We start from the raw sequence: 15,229 nt of genomic DNA, 5'->3' as shown, positions 1-15,229 counted from the left end.
TTCCGGATGCCGCAGCGCCTCGACTGAACACCGGCTGAACCTTCGGCGGCTCTCGGCAAGTTCTCCGACAGATGTCGGTTATCCTCGAATGGGCTCGATGATGCGCCGACCTGTCACCTCATGAAGGGCGCCTCGGCAAATGGCTGAACTCCTGTACCGCATCGGACGATTCTCGGTGCGCCGCGCGTGGCTCGTGCTGGTCGGGTGGCTCGCGGTGCTCGCGCTCGCCGGTGGCGCGTTCCTCGCCTTCGGCGGCACGCTCACGCAGAGCATGAGCATCCCCGGCACCGAGACCGAGCGCGTCACCGAGCAGCTCGATGCCCGACTCGACGGGCTCGGCGGAGCGACCGGAACCGCCGTGTTCCAGTCCGTCGACGGTTCGGCGCTGAGTGAGACGCAGCGCGCGGAGATCACCGCCCTGCTCGCCGACATCTCAGAGATCGACGGCGTCGCCGACGTCGTGGATCCCTTCGCCGCGGCATCCGCTCGGGAGGACCAGGCGGCCCAGCTCGCCGACGGCACTGCGCAGATCGAGGCAGGCCGTGCCGAGCTCGACGCGGGCCAGGCCCAGCTCGACGCCGCCCGCACCCAGCTCGACGCGGGTCAGGCGCAGCTCGACGCTGCCGTCGCGCAGGCGAAGGCCGCCGGTGCATACGAACAGGCTGCCACGCAGTTCGACGCGCAGCAGGCGCAGATCGACGCGGGCGCCGCAGAACTCGACGCGCAACAGGCGCAGCTCGACGCCGGTGCCGAGAAGCTCGACGCCTCGGCCGCCGAGCTCGACGACGGCACGCGGCTGATGGACGCCGCCGCCGAGATCCGCACGGTCTCCGACGACGAGTCCGCCGTGATCGGCGCCGTCATGTTCGAAGACGACCTGTTCTCGCTGTCGAGCGAGCTCAAGGCCGACGTCGCCGCCGCACTCGACGGCGCCGACATCGACGGGGTGAGCGTCGACTACTCCTCGGAGATCGCCGCCTCGATCGACGGGCTCATCGGCATCGGTGAGATCGTGGGCGTGCTGATCGCCGCCCTCGTGCTCATCATCGTCTTCCGTGCACTGCTGCCGGCCACGCTGCCGATCATCTCCTCGTTCATCGGCGTCGGCATCGGCGTCGCCGGGTCGCTCGCGTTCTCGGGCGTCGTCGACATGACGTCGGTCACCCCGGTGCTCGGCGTCATGCTCGGCCTCGCGGTCGGCATCGACTATGCGCTCTTCATCATCAACCGGCACCGACGCCAGCTGCTCGCAGGCATGGAGCTGCACGAGTCGATCGGGCTCGCCAACGGCACCGCGGGCAACGCCGTCGTGTTCGCCGGTTCGACCGTGCTCGTGGCGCTGCTCGCCTTGAACGTCACCGGCATTCCGTTCCTCGGCATCATGGGCACCGTCGGCGCGGTGTGCGTGCTCGTCGCGGTGCTCATCGCGGTGACCCTCACCCCGGCGCTGCTCGGCATGATCGGGCCGCGCGTGCTCTCCAAGCGCGCACGCGCAGAGATCGGCCACGAGTCGCACGCCGCTCCGAAGCTGACCGCGATGCCCACGTGGCGTGCGATCGTCACGGCGGTCGTGTCGGTCGTGCTGCTCCTCGTCATCGCGATTCCGGCGCTCTCGATGCGGCTCGGCCTGCCCGACGGGTCATCCGAATCGCCGGATTCCACGCCCTACCGGGCCTACACCGCGGTGGCAGAGGCCTTCGGCCCGGGCCAGAACGGCCCCCTGCTCGTGACCGCGACGCTGCCCGACGCGGTCGCCGAAGATGAGATCGTGGCGACGCAGGCCGACCTCGCCGAGTGGCTCATGGGCATCGACGATGTCGTGGCCGTCGCTCCGGCCGGCGTCTCCGACGAGCGCGACTTCTTCGCCTTCCAGCTGGTGCCGAGCGACGGGCCGTCGAGCGAGTCGACCGAGACGCTCGTGCACGAGCTGCGGGGCCAGTCGCCGATCGGCGGCGACGAGGCATCCGCTGATGGCCTCGGCGGAGTCGAACTCGGCGTGGCCGGCAGTGCGAGCGGCAACGTCGACATCTCGGCGAAGCTCGCCGGCGTACTGCCGCTCTACCTCGCAGTCGTCGTGGGGCTCTCGCTCGTCATCCTGATTCTGGTGTTCCGCTCGATCCTCGTTCCCCTCATCGCGACCGCCGGCTTCGTGCTGTCGCTCTTCGCCGCATTCGGCGCAACGGTCGCGATCTTCCAGTGGGGGTGGCTCGGCGAGGTCTTCGGCGTGCACAACCCCGGGCCCGTGCTGAACTTCGCGCCGATCATCGTCATGGGGGTGCTGTTCGGGCTCGCGATGGACTATCAGCTGTTCCTCGTCTCGGGCATGCGCGAGGCGTACGTGCACGGCACCCCTGCGCGCCTCGCGGTCGTCGCGGGGCTGCGCGGAGGACGTGCCGTCGTCACCGCGGCGGCGATCATCATGGCGGCGGTCTTCGGCGGGTTCGTCTTCTCGCACCTCACGATGGTGCGACCCCTCGGCTTCGGGCTCGCGATCGGCGTGCTCTTCGACGCCTTCGTCGTGCGTATGCTGCTGACGCCCGCGATCATGCACTTGCTCGGCCCGGCGGCGTGGTGGCTGCCGAAGTGGCTCGACCGGCTGCTGCCCGATGTCGACGTCGAAGGTGCCGCGCTCGAGCGGAGCCACCCGGTGCACGGGGCGAATCAGGCGGCACCGGCACCTGCGGCGGCTGCGGCGGCTTCGGCTGCGGCTGCGGCGGCGGCTCCGAAGGCGCAGCTCAGCCCAGATCGAGACGCATGAGCACGCGGGGAAACCCGCTGACCACCGACTCAGTGTCGGAGGCCTTCGTGAAGCCGGCCCGCTCGAACAGTGCGCGAGTGCCGACGTAGGCCATGGTCAGGTCGACCTTCTCGCCCCTGTTGTCGACGGGGTAACCCTCGATCGCGGGCGCGCCGTGCCCACGGGCGAACTCGACCGCACCGGCGAGCAGGTGGTGGCTGATGCCGCCCCTGCGGTGCCCGGGACGTACGCGGATGCACCACACCGACCAGACGTCGAGGTCGTCGACGTGCGGGATCTTGCGGTTCTTCGCGAAGCTCGTGTCGGCGCGCGGATGCACCGCCGCCCAGCCGACCGCCTCATCGCCCTCGTAGGCGAGCACGCCGGGCGGCGGGTCGAGCGCGCAGAGCCCTCGCACGCGCTCGGCGCGCTCGGGCCCGTGCAGGGCGACGTTCTCTTTCGACGAGAGCAGCCGGTAGCTCAGGCAGAAGCACACGTTCGAGGCGGGATTCTTCGGCCCGACGACGGCGGCCACGTCGTCGAACTCGGTCGCGGGTCGCACCTCGATCACCATGACCTCAGCCTGCCACCGCCCGCCGACATGCACCCCACCCGATCGCGGGCGTACCGGATGCCGGGAAATCGTGGCACTGTGAATCCACTGCGTCATCCGAAGAGCTGGAGGCACCGTGTCCGAGTCCGCACCCGCAGCGTCCCGCAGGCCGTGACACGGCGATGAACGGAGACGTTCGCTCCGGCGTCCGCGTCGCGGCATCCGTCGTCATGGCAGCGCTCGCGCTCGCCGCGCTCGGCGCGTGCTCCCTGCCGCGCCAGCTCGTGGAGGGGGCAGAGGAGGAGCTGACCGAGGGGCCGTTCTACACGATCCCCACCCCGATGCCCGAGGGCGAGCCGGGTGCACTCGTGCGGAGCGAGCCGCTCCCGAGCGCCCCCGACGGCGTCGATGCGTGGCGGGTGCTCTACCACTCGACCGATCTCGATGGGGCCGACATCCTCGTGTCGGGCGTCGTCGCGGCTCCGGATGACGCGGCTCCCGACGGCGGCCGTACCGTCGTCTCGTGGGGCCATCCGACGACCGGCACGCGAGAGCGGTGCGCCCCGTCGGTCGGCTTCGACCCGTTCGACCTCATCGAGGGGATGGGCGAGCTGATCGACCGCGGCTACATCGTGGCCGCCACCGACTATTCCGGCATGGGTGCCGCAGGCCCCGACTCCTTCCTCGTCGGCCTGACCGAAGGCCGGAACGTGCTCGATGCGGTGCGCGCGGCGGGCGGGCTCGACATCGGCGCGAGTGACCGGGTCGCGCTCTGGGGGCACTCGCAGGGCGGGCACGCGGCACTGTTCGCTGCCCAGCAGGCGGCCGACTACGCGCCGGAACTCGACGTGCAGGCCGTCGCCGTCGCCGCGCCGGCGGTGAACCTCGGCAAGCTGCTCGACGCCGACATCGGCGACATCTCGGGCGTCTCCATCGCGTCATACGCCTTCGATGCCTATTCCTCGGTCTACGCGTCGACCCCCGGCATCGACCTCGACACCATCCTGACTCCCGCCGCGGTCGACGCGGTGCCCCGCATGGCCGAGCTGTGCCTGTTCGGGCAGAACGACGAGCTGCACGAGCTCGGGCAGCCGTTGATCGGCGGCTTCCTCTCCGCCGATCCGGCATCCACCGAGCCGTGGGCGAGCGTGCTCGCCGAGAACACGCCGGGTGGAGCCCGGCTCGAGATGCCGCTCTACGTCGCCCAGGGCGCGACCGACACGCTCGTGCGCCCCGAGCTCACGGCGGCGTTCGTCGAGCAGCAGCGCACCCTCGGCACCGAGGTCACGAGCGAGGTGCTGCCGGATACCGGGCACGGACTCGTCGCGCTGCGGGCGCTGAGCACGATGCTGCCGTGGCTCGAGAAGACGGCGCCGGCCCACGAATAGCGATCGTGCGGAGCTGGGCGCCATGCCGGGTCGCCCGTCGTTCACCTGCGGGTCATCTCGCGGTCGCCGGTGAGCCGTGTTCGCGACCGATCAGGTCCGTAGCGTGCTCGAGGCCGCATTCGCACCGAACACGATCCGACACCGAGAAGGTACGCCCCCATGCCCTCGCTCAGCACGACACCACGACGACACCGGGGGCGTACCGCACAGTACGTCGCCCTGACCATCGCGACCGTGATCGCCGTGGGCGGCCTCACCGCTGCCGACATCGCCGCTCCCGCGCAGGCCGCGCCCGACACCGGCGGACTCGACCTCTCGGGCGGTGACTCGAGCCTCCTCACCGCCGACACCGAATCGCTCGCGCCCGGTCTCGAACTCACCGACTTCCGACGACTCCAGCCCGCGGGATGGGTGACGGGTCACGTCATGCGCGCCGACCTCTCGACGCCGACGCTCTCGCTCGACGTGCTCGACGCCGGCGCCGTCACCGGTGGCGCCCCCGTGTCGCAGCAGATCGCGGGCACCGGTGCGATCGCCGCCGTCAACGGCGACTACTTCGACATGAACGCATCGGTCGCGCCGGTCGGTGTCAACGTCTCGCCCCAGAGCGGCCTGCGCACCGCGAGCGGCGGATCGCGCCAGGCATTCACGATCACCGACGGCCTCGCCGCAGTGCAGGAACTCATGGTCGAGGGCACCCTCGGCGTCGACGGCGTCGAGACTCCCATCGACGGCGTCAACACCCCGGCGCTCGGTGGCGGCGAGATCGGCTGGTACACCGCCGCCTGGGGCGCGCACCCGCTCAGTCGCCCGCTCGGCGCACCCGGCGAGCTCGCGGCATCCGTCGCACTGGCGGTCGTGACCGACGGCGTCGTGCAGTCGGTGACCACCGATCCCGCCGTGATCGGCGCACCTGCGAGCATCGCCGAGGGCTCGGGGGTGCTGATCGGCCGGGAGGCCGGCGCGGCGACCATCGCTGCACTCACGGTCGGCCAGTCCGTCGACGTCGCCGTCGGAACGAACCACGAGGTCGACCTCGCCGTCAGCGGCTCGCAGCGCCTCATCGTCGACGGCGTGCAGACCGACGACGACCAGGTCGAGGCCGCGCGCACCGCCGTCGGCGTGAGCCGCGACGGTACCGAGGTCACGGTCGTGGCGATCGACGGCCGTGCCGGCGACGGCCGCGGCATGACGATCCAGGAACTCGGCGACCTCATGCTCGACCTCGGTGTGCACAACGCCGTGAACCTCGACGGCGGCGGGTCGACGACCATGCTCGCCCGCCGCGCCGGCACGAGCGAGGCGCAGGTCGTCAACCGCCCCTCCGACGGCAACGAACGCACCGTGGCCAACAGCCTCGCCTTCTTCTCGAGCGCACCGGCGGGCACGGTGACGGATGTCGCGGTGGCCCCCGCCTCCCAGCTCGAGGATGCCGACGCGGTCTTCCCGCGCCTCGGCCGCACCGTCGCCGCCACCGGGCTCGACGAGAACCTCTCGGGCGTACCGGTCGAGGGCGAGTTCACGGCCGATGCCGGGCTCGCCGTCGAGGCGATCGACGGCGCGAATGCACGCGTCGTCGGCGGCGCGAGCGGCACCGGCACGGTGGCCTTCACCGCCGAGGGCAAGACCGCTGCGGCGCAGCTTCGCGTGCTCGGCGAACTCGAGCGCATTCGCCCGAGCAGCACGATCGTCGCCCTGCCCGACCCAGGACGGACGGCGCGGGTGAGCCTCACGGGCCTCGACGCCGACGGATTCACCGCACCGCTCGAGACCACGGATGTCACGGTCGAGGCCGGCGCCGCGGTGACGGTGGCACCCGACGGCCTCGACGGGTTCCTCATCACTCCGAACAGTGAGAGCGGCTCGGCGACCGTGACCTTCACCGCCGACGGGCGCTCCGTCGAGGTCGCGGTCACGATCGGCTACCGCAGCGAGTCGGTCGCCGACTTCGCCGACGGTGCGAGCTGGGGCAAGGCCGCCGACCGGGCCACCGGAACGACGACGCTCACCACCGGCCAGGACGGCGTGCCTGCACTCGCGCTCGACTACGACTTCACGACGAGCACCGGCACCCGCGGGTACTACGCGATCGCCCCCGAGATGTCGGTGAGCGGGAGCCTCGGTCGCGAGCTCGCCGGGCAGCCGCAGGCGCTCACCCTGTGGATCAACGGCGACGGCAGCGGGGTGTGGCCGCGTATCCAGATGAAGAACGGAGCGGGTACGACGATCAACCTCGACGGCCCGAACGTCGACTGGACGGGCTGGCGCCAGGTGCGCTTCACCGTGCCGTCGGGCACGCCCTACCCGCTGCACCTGCAGCGCATCCGCCTGCTCGAGACGCGCTCGGCCGTGCAGTACCAGGGCCACGTCGAGATCGCCGGGCTCGAGGCGATCGTCGCACCCGACGTCGACCAACCGGTCGCGCCCGTGGTGCACGACCCCGTGATCGCGACGAACGGCACGGTCGACGAACGGCCGCAGCGCATCGCGGTGATGAGCGACGCGCAGTTCGTCGCCCGAAGCCCCGAGAGCGGGGCCGTCGCGGGAGCCCGGCGCACGCTGCAGGAGATCCTCGCCGCCGAGCCCGACCACCTCGTGATCGTCGGCGACTTCGTCGACGAAGCGAGCCCGGCCGATATCGCGTTCGCGAAGCAGATACTCGACGAGGAGGTCGGCGACCGGCTGCCGTACGTGTACGTGCCGGGCAACCACGAGGTCATGGGCGGGCCGATCTCGAACTTCGAGGCGGTGTTCGGTGCCACGAGGAACTCGATCACGCTCGGCAAGACCCAGCTCATCACCCTGAACTCGGCGGCCGGGTCGTTCCGCGCCTCAGACCGCGGGCAGCTCGCCTTCCTCGACCGTGAGCTCGCGGATGCCGCCGCAGACTCGTCGATCACCGGTGTGCTGGTCTTCGCGCACCATCCGTCGGACGACCCGCAGCCCGCGAAGGCGAGCCAGCTCAGCGACCGGTACGAGGCCGCCGCGTTCACCGACACCCTCGCCGAGTTCCGTGCGGACTCGGGCAAGTCGATCGCCGTCGTCAACGGACACGTGGGCGCCTTTCACGCCTCATCGGCCGGCGGTGTCTCGCAGCTCATCAACGGCAACTCGGGCAAGGGCCCGTCGGCCACTCCCGAGACGGGCGGATTCACCGGATGGACGATGCTCGGGGTCAATCCATCGGCCGGCGTGGTCGGCCACGACCCCGAGACGGTCGTCGACCGCACCCGCTGGATGCGCGCAGAGGTCAAGCCGCGTGTCGACGGCATCGAACTCGATGTGCCGACCGTGCTCATGGTGGGGGAGACGGTGCCGATCTCGGCGACGATCGCACAGGACGGCGGTCGCACGGTGCCCGTCGGCTGGCCGATGAGCGCCAGCTGGGGCGGAGACGGCGTCGCGATCGACAGCGGTCGGAGCGCTGGGCTCGAGCGCGCTGTGGAGGCGTCGGGCGTGCTGCGCCTGAACGCCGAGACCGGTGAGCTCACCGCCATCGCCGCAGGCGATGGCTCGGTCGAGGTCACCGTCAACGGCGAGGTGTCGCGCGTCGATGTGCACGTCGTGCCGCTCGACGGCACCGACCCGGGGCCTGGCGCCGGCCCCGGCACCGACCCCGGTACTGGTACCGGACCCGGCACTGGTACCGAACCCGGATCGGGCGGGGGCTCGGGTGCCTCGGGCGCTGGTGATGCCGAGGGCGACCTCGCATCGAGCGGCTTCTCGGGCGCGTGGCTCGGCGGGCTCGCGATCGCCCTGCTCGCCGCCGGCGGCATCGTGGTGACATGGCGCATCCGCGCACAGCGGCGGCGCGCCGGGGGAGAGGACCCGATCGAGACCTCCGGTTGAGTGCTCGCCCGAACGGCCCCGAGCAGGGCGCCGGCCTTCCCGAACAGGGTGATCGATCAGATGGGGCCGAGCTCGGGGCCGTGCATGTCGAGGAGGTGGCCGCGCAGGGCCTCGGCGAAGCCGTCGGGATCGTCGGCGCGCAGCCGCTCGACGAGGGCGCGGTGCTCGTCGAAGATCTGGTCTGCTCGTTCGAACAGCGAGTCGCGTTGCGCGCTCAGCAGCAAGCGCTGCCGGTCGGTGAGCCGGTCGCCGATCTCGGTGAGGGCGAGGTTGCCGCCCGCCTCGACGAACGAGCGATGGAACGCGATCGTCGAGGTCACGAAGCCGTCGAGGTCGCGGGCTATGAGGGCGGCGCGCTGCTCGACGAGCCCGGGCTCGAGCCGGTCGGCGAGCGCCCTCCTCGCCGCGGTGCTCGCGCGCTGCACACCCGCCGACTCGAGGACCAGCCGGGCATCGGCGAGGTCGGCGATCTCGCGATCGCTGAGTGAACGCACGAGCGCGCCGCGCTTCGGGTAGATCGCGATCAGGCCCTCGTCTTGCAGGCGTGTGAGCGCGGCGCGCACGGGAGTGCGGCTCATGGAGAGCTCTGCGGCGAGTTCGTTCTCGCTGAGCATCGTGCCCGGCCGGTGCGTGCCGTCGAGGATCGACGCGCGAATCGCAGATCGAGCGCGCTCAGCGGCACTGTCGACGGCGGGCACTCCACCATCATGGCGGTGCGCCGCTGCATCCGCTCGCCGATTCGTGCGCGCGACGGCGGTCATGCGTCACCGCCGGGAGAGGTCACGGATGCCTCGGGAGACTCGGCGTCGCCCGCGGCATCCGCTCGCCCTACCGCCGCCCGGCGCCACCGGTGCAGGCCCCAGGCGATCGCGAGCGCCGCGACCGCGACTGCGATGACGACGAGGTCGGAGACGCCGGTCGTGCGCTCGAGCACCCAGCTCTCGATTGCGAACTGCTGCGAGGCGCCGAGCACGCCGCCGAGCGACGCGGTGCCCTCGGTGACGATAAGCAGCACGCCGATGCCGATGCCGAGGAGGCCGCCGACGATCTGCGTCCAGGTGTTGGCCCAACGGCCGATGCGCACGGTGCGCGGGCGCAGCATGCCGCGGAGCCTCGCCGACCGCGACCAGGCGAAGGCGAGCCCGAAGAGCGGCCCCGTCATGCCGAGTGCGAAGACCGCGAGCACGAGGCCCCCGTAGAGCGGCTGCCCGCCGAGCGCGGCGAGCGCCAGCACCGAACCGAGCAACGGGCCGGCGCAGACTCCCGCGAGCCCGTAGACGGTGCCGAGCAGGTAGACGGATGCCACGCCGGTGCCCTCGCTCGCCCCGCTGCGGGTGAACGCGGGCAGGGGGATGCCGGCGAGCTGCACCGCACCGAGCACGATGATGACGACCGCGGCGATCGTGACGAGGGGCGTGCGGTTGGCGCTGACGAACGCGCCGACCGTGCCCGCGAGCACCCCCATCGGCACGAGGGTGGTGATCAGGCCGAGGTAGAACACCCCGGTGCGGGCGAGCAGTCGGCCCGGGCTCGTGAACGCGTAGGCGAAGAACGCCGGCAGGAGCATCACCGAGCACGGGCTCAGCAGGGTGAGGATGCCGCCGACGAGCGCTCCCGCGAGCCCGAGGTCGATCACTCGCCCGCCGCGGCCAACTGCTCGTCGAGGAGGGCGCGGAAGTTCTCGATCGGCTGTGCACCGGCGATGACCTGGTCGCCGGCGACGAAGAACGGCACGCTCGTGACGCCGAGCTTCTGTGCCGCGTCGGTGCTCGCGAGCACCGCGTCGTGCAGGTCGGCGCGGTCGAGATCCTGCTCGAACTTCGCAAGGTCGGGTACGCCGGCCGTCGTAGCGAAGCCGATGAGCTTCTCGCGCGGCATGTCGGGGTGGCCCTTCTCGGGTGCCGCGGCGAAGAGCGCCTCGAGATACTCGGGGAACCGACCTTGTTCGCCGGCGGCACGGGCGGCCACGGCGGCGTCGACCGACTCCTCGCCGAAGAACGCGACATCGCGGAACTCGTAGCGCACGAGGCCCGTGTCGACGTATTCCTCGAAGATCGTCGGCAGCGTCTGGTTCGTGACGACAGCGCAGAACGGGCAGCGGAAGTCGGCCCACTCGACGAGCACGACGGGTGCGTCGACATCGCCGATCGCGAAGGGATCGTCGGGGTCGCGCGTTGCGATCTCCTCGGTTGCGTTCGCGCCTGCACCCGCGCCGCCCTCCGTCGCGGGCGTCTGACCCTGCTGCGCGCCGGCCGCCGGTTCCTGCGTGGCACCCGGTATCGACTGCGCGATCACGATGACGAGCAGGAACGCCGCGACGGCGCCGAGCACGACGTTCAGGATGCGCGCGCGGCGGAGCCGGTGCGCAAGCGGGTGGACGGGTTTCGGTGCAGGAGTGTTCGAGGACATCGGATCTAGGATACATGTTGGATCCAACAAACCTCGGTCTCAGGCGCCGTGACGCACTCGGACGTACGATGGCAGGGTCACCCGAATTCCTGATCGTCCGACGGGAGGGGACATGATCCAGGTGCGCGTTCTCGATGTCGCCCTCGATGGTGCGGGCCAGTGCATCGTCCTCTTGAAGCCGGTGCTCGAGGAGCACGGCGCCGGGCGGCTGCTCCCGGTCTGGATCGGCGCCCAGGAGGCCACATCCATACTGCTCGCCGTCGAGGGTCGCGAGGCGCCGCGGCCGTTGTCGCATGACCTCATCACGACGCTGTTCGGCGCCTTGGGGGCGAGGGTGGAGCAAGTGGAGGTGACCCGCATCGCAGACGGAACGTTCTACGCCGAGCTGACCCTGACGACACCGACCGGCCTGCAGATCCTCGACTCACGGCCGTCGGACGCCATCGCGCTCGCCCTGCGAGCCGAAGCGCCCATCTGGGTCGCCGACGAGGTGTTCGACGAAGCGGGCATCCCCGCCGAGATGGTCGAAGCCGAAGCCGAAGCCGAAGCCGAAGCCGAAGCCGGGGCCGGGGCCGAAGCCGGCGCCGGGGCTTCGGCCGGCGAGGCGAGTGCCGAAGAGAAGCTCGACGAGTTCAAGCGGTTCCTCGACGAGGTCGACCCGGAGGACTTCCAGGGCTGACCGAGCTCAGGCAGCGAGCACCCTGTGTTCAGCCAGCGAGCACCGTGTCGAGGCTCTCGCGCACGATCGCGAGACCGGCGCGCAACTCGTCTTCGGTGATCGTGAGCGCAGGCAGGAACTTCAGCACCTCGTCGAATGCGCCCGAGGTCTCGATGACGAGGCCCCGTGCGAACGCCTCCTTCGAGATTCGACCCGCGAGCGTGCGGTCTGCGTCGCATGCCAGGCCGTACATGAGCCCGCGGCCGCGCGGGGCGAAGCCGAGTTCAGGGTGCTCGGCGGCGATCCGCTCGAGTTCGGTGCGGAGCAGCTCAGACTTCGCGGCGACGCCGTCGGTGAATGCGGTGTCGGCCCAGTACGTCTCGAGGGCGACGCGCGCCGAGACGAATGCGAGGTTGTTGCCGCGGAACGTGCCGGTGTGGGCGCCCGGCTTCCACACGTCGACCTCGGGGCGCAGCAGCACGAGCGACATCGGCAGGCCCGAGCCCGAGATCGACTTCGACACCGTCACGATGTCGGGCACGATGCCGGCGGCCTCGAAGGCGAAGAAGGTGCCGGTGCGTCCGATGCCCGACTGGATCTCGTCGAGGATGAGCAGGATGCCGCGTTCGGCGGTCATCGCGCGCAGTCGCTGCAGCCACGGGATGCTCGCGACATTGATGCCGCCCTCGCCCTGCACCGCCTCGACGATGACGGCAGCGGGCAGGTCGAGTCCCGATCCCGGGTCGTCGAGCATCTTCTCGAACAGGTCGAGCGTGTCGACGTCGACGCCGAGGTACCCGTCGTAGGGCAGGCGTGCCACGTTGTCGAGCGGCGTGCCCGCGGCATCCCGATAGTGTCCGTTGCCGGTTGCGGCGAGTGCGCCGAGGCTGAGGCCGTGGAAGGCGTTGGTGAAGGCGACGACGGTCGAGCGGCCGGTGGCCTGGCGGGCGACCTTGAGTGCCGCCTCGACCGCGTTCGCGCCGGTCGGGCCCGTGAACTGCAGCTTGTGGTCGAGCCCGCGAGGCTCGAGCACGAGACGTTCGAACGCCTCGATGAACGCGCGCTTGGCCGAGGTCGCCATGTCGAGGCCGTGGATGATTCCGCCGCGCTCGAGGTACTCGATGAGCGCCCGGGTTAACACGGGGTTGTTGTGCCCGTAGTTCAGCACGCCGGCGCCCGCGAAGAAGTCGAGGTACTCGCGGCCGTTGGCGTCGACGAGGGTCGAACCGCTCGCACGGTCGAAGACCGTGGGGAATGCGCGGACGTATCCGCGGACTTCCGACTCGCGGCGGTCGAAGACGTCGAGATTCGCGGCGTCGCTCATGGCGGGCATGCTCCTTTTTCAGGTGGGTGACGGTGCTTCAGCCTAGATCGTCCGGCTGGGTGGTCGGTGAGGGGTTCAGCAGACGGATGCCGCGTGAGAGAGTTCTCATCCTCGTCACCGTCGGCCGAGCGTCTGGAGATACTGGATCCATGGGTCTCGGTTCGGTGCGTGCGCGGATCCTCGTGTCGATCATCGCCGTCTCCTTCCTCGGCCTGACCGTGGCGGGAGGGGCCGCCTATCTCGTGCAGCGTGATCGCATCACCGCCGCCGTCGATGCCCGCTTGCTGCAGCGGGTCGAGAGTGCGCGGGCCGTCGTCGGCGGTGCGGGTGCCGGTGCCGACGCCGGCGCGACGGGATCCGACTCCCAGTCGACCGATGGCGCCGGCGTGCCGGCCGTGCCCTCGGGTGACGGTTTCGCGACGACTCGCGGCGCACTGCACGGCGTGCTCGAACGCGTCGTGCCGGGCCGATTCGAGGGAGCGCTCGGCATCGTCGACGGGCGTGCGGCCTTCGTGCCCGGGGTCGAGAGCGACCTTCGGCTCGATGCGGTGCCGGGGTTCGTCGAGCGAGTGGCGACCGAGAGCGCCGACGACGACGCGGTGCGGATCGGCACGTTCGCCGAATCGGGGCACTGGTTCCGGTACGTCGCTGCGCCCGTCGGGGTCGCCGGTGATCCCCAGCGCGGCGTCTACGTCGACGCGATCGACCTCGACGGCGCGCTCGCCGATCTCAACGCGGCGTTCGTCACCTACGCCGCCATCGCCGCCGGTGCGGTCGTCGCCGTCGGCCTCGCCGGATGGTTCGTGGCCGGCCGCCTGCTCGAGCCGGTTCGCCGCTTGCGATCGACGGCATCGCGGATCACGGTCAACGCCCTCGACGAGCGGATTCCGGTGCACGGGCGCGACGAGGTCAGCCGCCTCACCGAGACGGTCAACGGCATGCTCGACCGGCTCGACGACTCGATCTCGAGCCAACGGCGCCTGCTCGACGACGTGCGGCACGAGCTCAAGACCCCGATCACGATCGTGCGCGGTCACCTCGAACTGCTCGACCCGGCCGATGTCGACGAGGTCCGCGCGACCCGTGACCTCGCGATCGGCGAGCTCGATCGCATGGTCGAACTCGTCGACCGGATCGAGCTGCTCGCCGAGGTTCCGGCGGATTCGCCGGTGATGGAGCCGGTCGACGTCGCCGAACTGACCCGAACCGTGCATGCGAAGTCGAGCGTCATGCCGGGCCACGACTGGCGACTCGCCGCAACGGCCGACGTCACGGTCGTGCTCGATCCGCGGCGGATCACGCAGGCGTGGCTGCAACTCGTCGACAACGCCGCGAAGTACTCCGACGACGGCACGCAGGTGCGCATCGGCAGCACGCGCGGCGACGGGGTGGTGCAACTGTGGGTCGACGATGAGGGACCCGGCATTCCGCCGGGTGCCGAGGCGCGCATCTTCCAGCGGTTCGGTCGAGTGCACGCGGGCCGCGGCATCCGTGGATCTGGACTCGGTCTGCCGATCGTCGAGGCGATCGCAGGCTCGCACGGCGGCCGGGTCGAGGTGTCGAGTTCGAGCGCCGGCTCGCGGTTCTCGATCGTCGTTCCGATCGACGGAGGTGCCGGGCGCGCTCCGGCCGAGGGGGAGGAGAACGGATGAGCCGCATCCTGGTGGCCGAGGACGAAGCGGGCATCGCCCGGTTCGTCGAGCGCGGGCTGCGCGCCGCGGGGTACGACGTCGTCGTGGCGCCGACCGGCACCGAGGCGCTCGAGCTCATCCGCCGCGGGGCGGTGGATCTCGTACTGCTCGACGTCGGGCTGCCCGGACTCGACGGGTTCACGGTCTTGCGCCGTGCCCGCGCCGAAGGGGCGACCGTGCCGATCGTCATGCTCACCGCGCGCACCGCGACGAGCGACACCGTCGCCGGGCTCGACGGCGGAGCGAACGACTACATTCCGAAGCCGTTCAAGTTCGACGAACTGCTCGCACGGGTGCGTTCACGCCTGCGAGACGTCGACGGCGGAGCGGGAACCACGCTGGCGCGCGGCGACCTGCAGCTCGATCTGCACACGCGCCGGGCGACGGTCGGCGAGGCCACCGTCGAGCTCTCCGCACGGGAGTTCGCCCTCGCAGAGGAGTTCCTGCGGCATCCCGACCAGGTGTTGAGCCGCGAGCAATTGCTGAGCCGGGTCTGGGGCGTCGACTTCGACCCCGGCAGCAATGTGGTCGACGTGTATGTGCGTTACCTTCGCGGCAAGCTCGGCGCCGCGCGCATCGAGACGGTGCGCGGCGCAGGCTATCGGCTCGTCTGAACGGAA

At 70.9% G+C, this 15,229-nt stretch carries 11 protein-coding genes; 6 read left to right on the top strand and 5 right to left on the bottom strand.

The genetic code is table 11. The annotated features are described in order from the left end of the window. The first annotated feature begins 139 nt into the window (after positions 1-139). Complete coding sequence (locus FHG54_RS14865; protein ID WP_139417960.1) at positions 140-2,758, top strand: MMPL family transporter; 2,619 nt, start codon at positions 140-142, stop codon at positions 2,756-2,758. Here FHG54_RS14865 and FHG54_RS14860 read toward each other — a convergent pair. Next, the gene (locus FHG54_RS14860; RefSeq protein ID WP_139417959.1) at positions 2,736-3,311 is read right to left on the bottom strand and encodes a GNAT family N-acetyltransferase; all 576 of its coding nucleotides are present in this window, start codon (positions 3,309-3,311) and stop codon (positions 2,736-2,738) included. The genes FHG54_RS14865 and FHG54_RS14860 overlap by 23 nt on opposite strands. A gap of 161 nt (positions 3,312-3,472) precedes the next feature. Between FHG54_RS14860 and FHG54_RS14855 the strand changes: the two genes are divergently transcribed. Beyond that, a complete protein-coding gene (locus FHG54_RS14855; protein WP_168197198.1) occupies positions 3,473-4,678 on the top strand; it encodes an alpha/beta fold hydrolase in 1,206 nt (401 codons plus the stop codon). 159 nt (positions 4,679-4,837) lie between these two features. Next, on the top strand, positions 4,838-8,527 hold the full coding sequence (locus FHG54_RS14850; RefSeq protein ID WP_139417958.1) for a phosphodiester glycosidase family protein: 3,690 nt from the start codon (positions 4,838-4,840) through the stop codon (positions 8,525-8,527). A 56-nt stretch (positions 8,528-8,583) separates the two neighbouring features. On the opposite strand, the gene FHG54_RS14845 is transcribed toward FHG54_RS14850, so the two are convergent. From FHG54_RS14845 to FHG54_RS14835, 3 genes are read right to left on the bottom strand one after another with little or no spacing between them, the layout of a single operon-like run. Continuing rightward, the gene (locus FHG54_RS14845) at positions 8,584-9,225 is read right to left on the bottom strand and encodes a GntR family transcriptional regulator (RefSeq protein ID WP_139417957.1); all 642 of its coding nucleotides are present in this window, start codon (positions 9,223-9,225) and stop codon (positions 8,584-8,586) included. A 59-nt stretch (positions 9,226-9,284) separates the two neighbouring features. After that, complete coding sequence (locus tag FHG54_RS14840) at positions 9,285-10,163, bottom strand: cytochrome c biogenesis CcdA family protein (RefSeq protein WP_233437793.1); 879 nt, start codon at positions 10,161-10,163, stop codon at positions 9,285-9,287. Continuing rightward, positions 10,160-10,936 (bottom strand): DsbA family protein, encoded by a 777-nt coding sequence (locus FHG54_RS14835; protein WP_139417956.1) that lies wholly within the window; start codon positions 10,934-10,936, stop codon positions 10,160-10,162. The genes FHG54_RS14840 and FHG54_RS14835 overlap by 4 nt, the downstream gene beginning before the upstream one ends. 112 nt (positions 10,937-11,048) lie before the next feature. Between FHG54_RS14835 and FHG54_RS14830 the strand changes: the two genes are divergently transcribed. Then, positions 11,049-11,615, top strand: a complete 567-nt coding sequence (locus FHG54_RS14830) for a bifunctional nuclease family protein (RefSeq protein WP_139417955.1) — start codon at positions 11,049-11,051, stop codon at positions 11,613-11,615. A gap of 28 nt (positions 11,616-11,643) precedes the next feature. Here the strand turns inward: FHG54_RS14830 and ectB are convergent, their stop codons facing one another. Next, entirely contained in the window at positions 11,644-12,918 is a 1,275-nt protein-coding gene (gene ectB / locus FHG54_RS14825; protein ID WP_139417954.1) for a diaminobutyrate--2-oxoglutarate transaminase, read from the bottom strand. 149 nt (positions 12,919-13,067) lie between these two features. Here ectB and FHG54_RS14820 point away from each other — a divergent pair, with 149 nt between their 5' ends. Together FHG54_RS14820 and FHG54_RS14815 are read left to right on the top strand one after the other, a co-directional pair. Continuing rightward, positions 13,068-14,570 carry a sensor histidine kinase gene (locus FHG54_RS14820; protein ID WP_139417953.1) on the top strand — a complete coding sequence of 501 codons (1,503 nt, stop codon included), beginning with the start codon at positions 13,068-13,070 and terminating at the stop codon, positions 14,568-14,570. Further along, a complete protein-coding gene (locus FHG54_RS14815; RefSeq protein ID WP_139417952.1) occupies positions 14,567-15,223 on the top strand; it encodes a response regulator transcription factor in 657 nt (218 codons plus the stop codon). Before FHG54_RS14820 ends, FHG54_RS14815 begins: the two co-directional genes overlap by 4 nt. Positions 15,224-15,229: the final 6 nt, after the last annotated feature.

This window comes from Agromyces laixinhei (genome assembly GCF_006337065.1).
Lineage (GTDB): Bacteria > Actinomycetota > Actinomycetes > Actinomycetales > Microbacteriaceae > Agromyces > Agromyces laixinhei.
The sequence above is the reverse complement of the archived record's forward strand: the minus strand, read 5'-3'. Positions and strand labels throughout refer to the sequence as shown.

Bases quoted from the DNA above. Each gene is read 5' to 3' on its own strand.
- FHG54_RS14860 (WP_139417959.1), bottom strand. From the start codon at position 3,311: ATGGTGATCGAGGTGCGACCCGCGACCGAGTTCGACGACGTGGCCGCC.
- FHG54_RS14855 (WP_168197198.1), top strand. From the start codon at position 3,473: ATGAACGGAGACGTTCGCTCCGGCGTCCGCGTCGCGGCATCCGTCGTC.
- FHG54_RS14835 (WP_139417956.1), bottom strand. From the start codon at position 10,936: ATGTCCTCGAACACTCCTGCACCGAAACCCGTCCACCCGCTTGCGCAC.
- FHG54_RS14850 (WP_139417958.1), top strand. From the start codon at position 4,838: ATGCCCTCGCTCAGCACGACACCACGACGACACCGGGGGCGTACCGCA.
- FHG54_RS14865 (WP_139417960.1), top strand. From the start codon at position 140: ATGGCTGAACTCCTGTACCGCATCGGACGATTCTCGGTGCGCCGCGCG.
- ectB (WP_139417954.1), bottom strand. From the start codon at position 12,918: ATGAGCGACGCCGCGAATCTCGACGTCTTCGACCGCCGCGAGTCGGAA.
- FHG54_RS14820 (WP_139417953.1), top strand. From the start codon at position 13,068: ATGGGTCTCGGTTCGGTGCGTGCGCGGATCCTCGTGTCGATCATCGCC.
- FHG54_RS14830 (WP_139417955.1), top strand. From the start codon at position 11,049: ATGATCCAGGTGCGCGTTCTCGATGTCGCCCTCGATGGTGCGGGCCAG.
- FHG54_RS14815 (WP_139417952.1), top strand. From the start codon at position 14,567: ATGAGCCGCATCCTGGTGGCCGAGGACGAAGCGGGCATCGCCCGGTTC.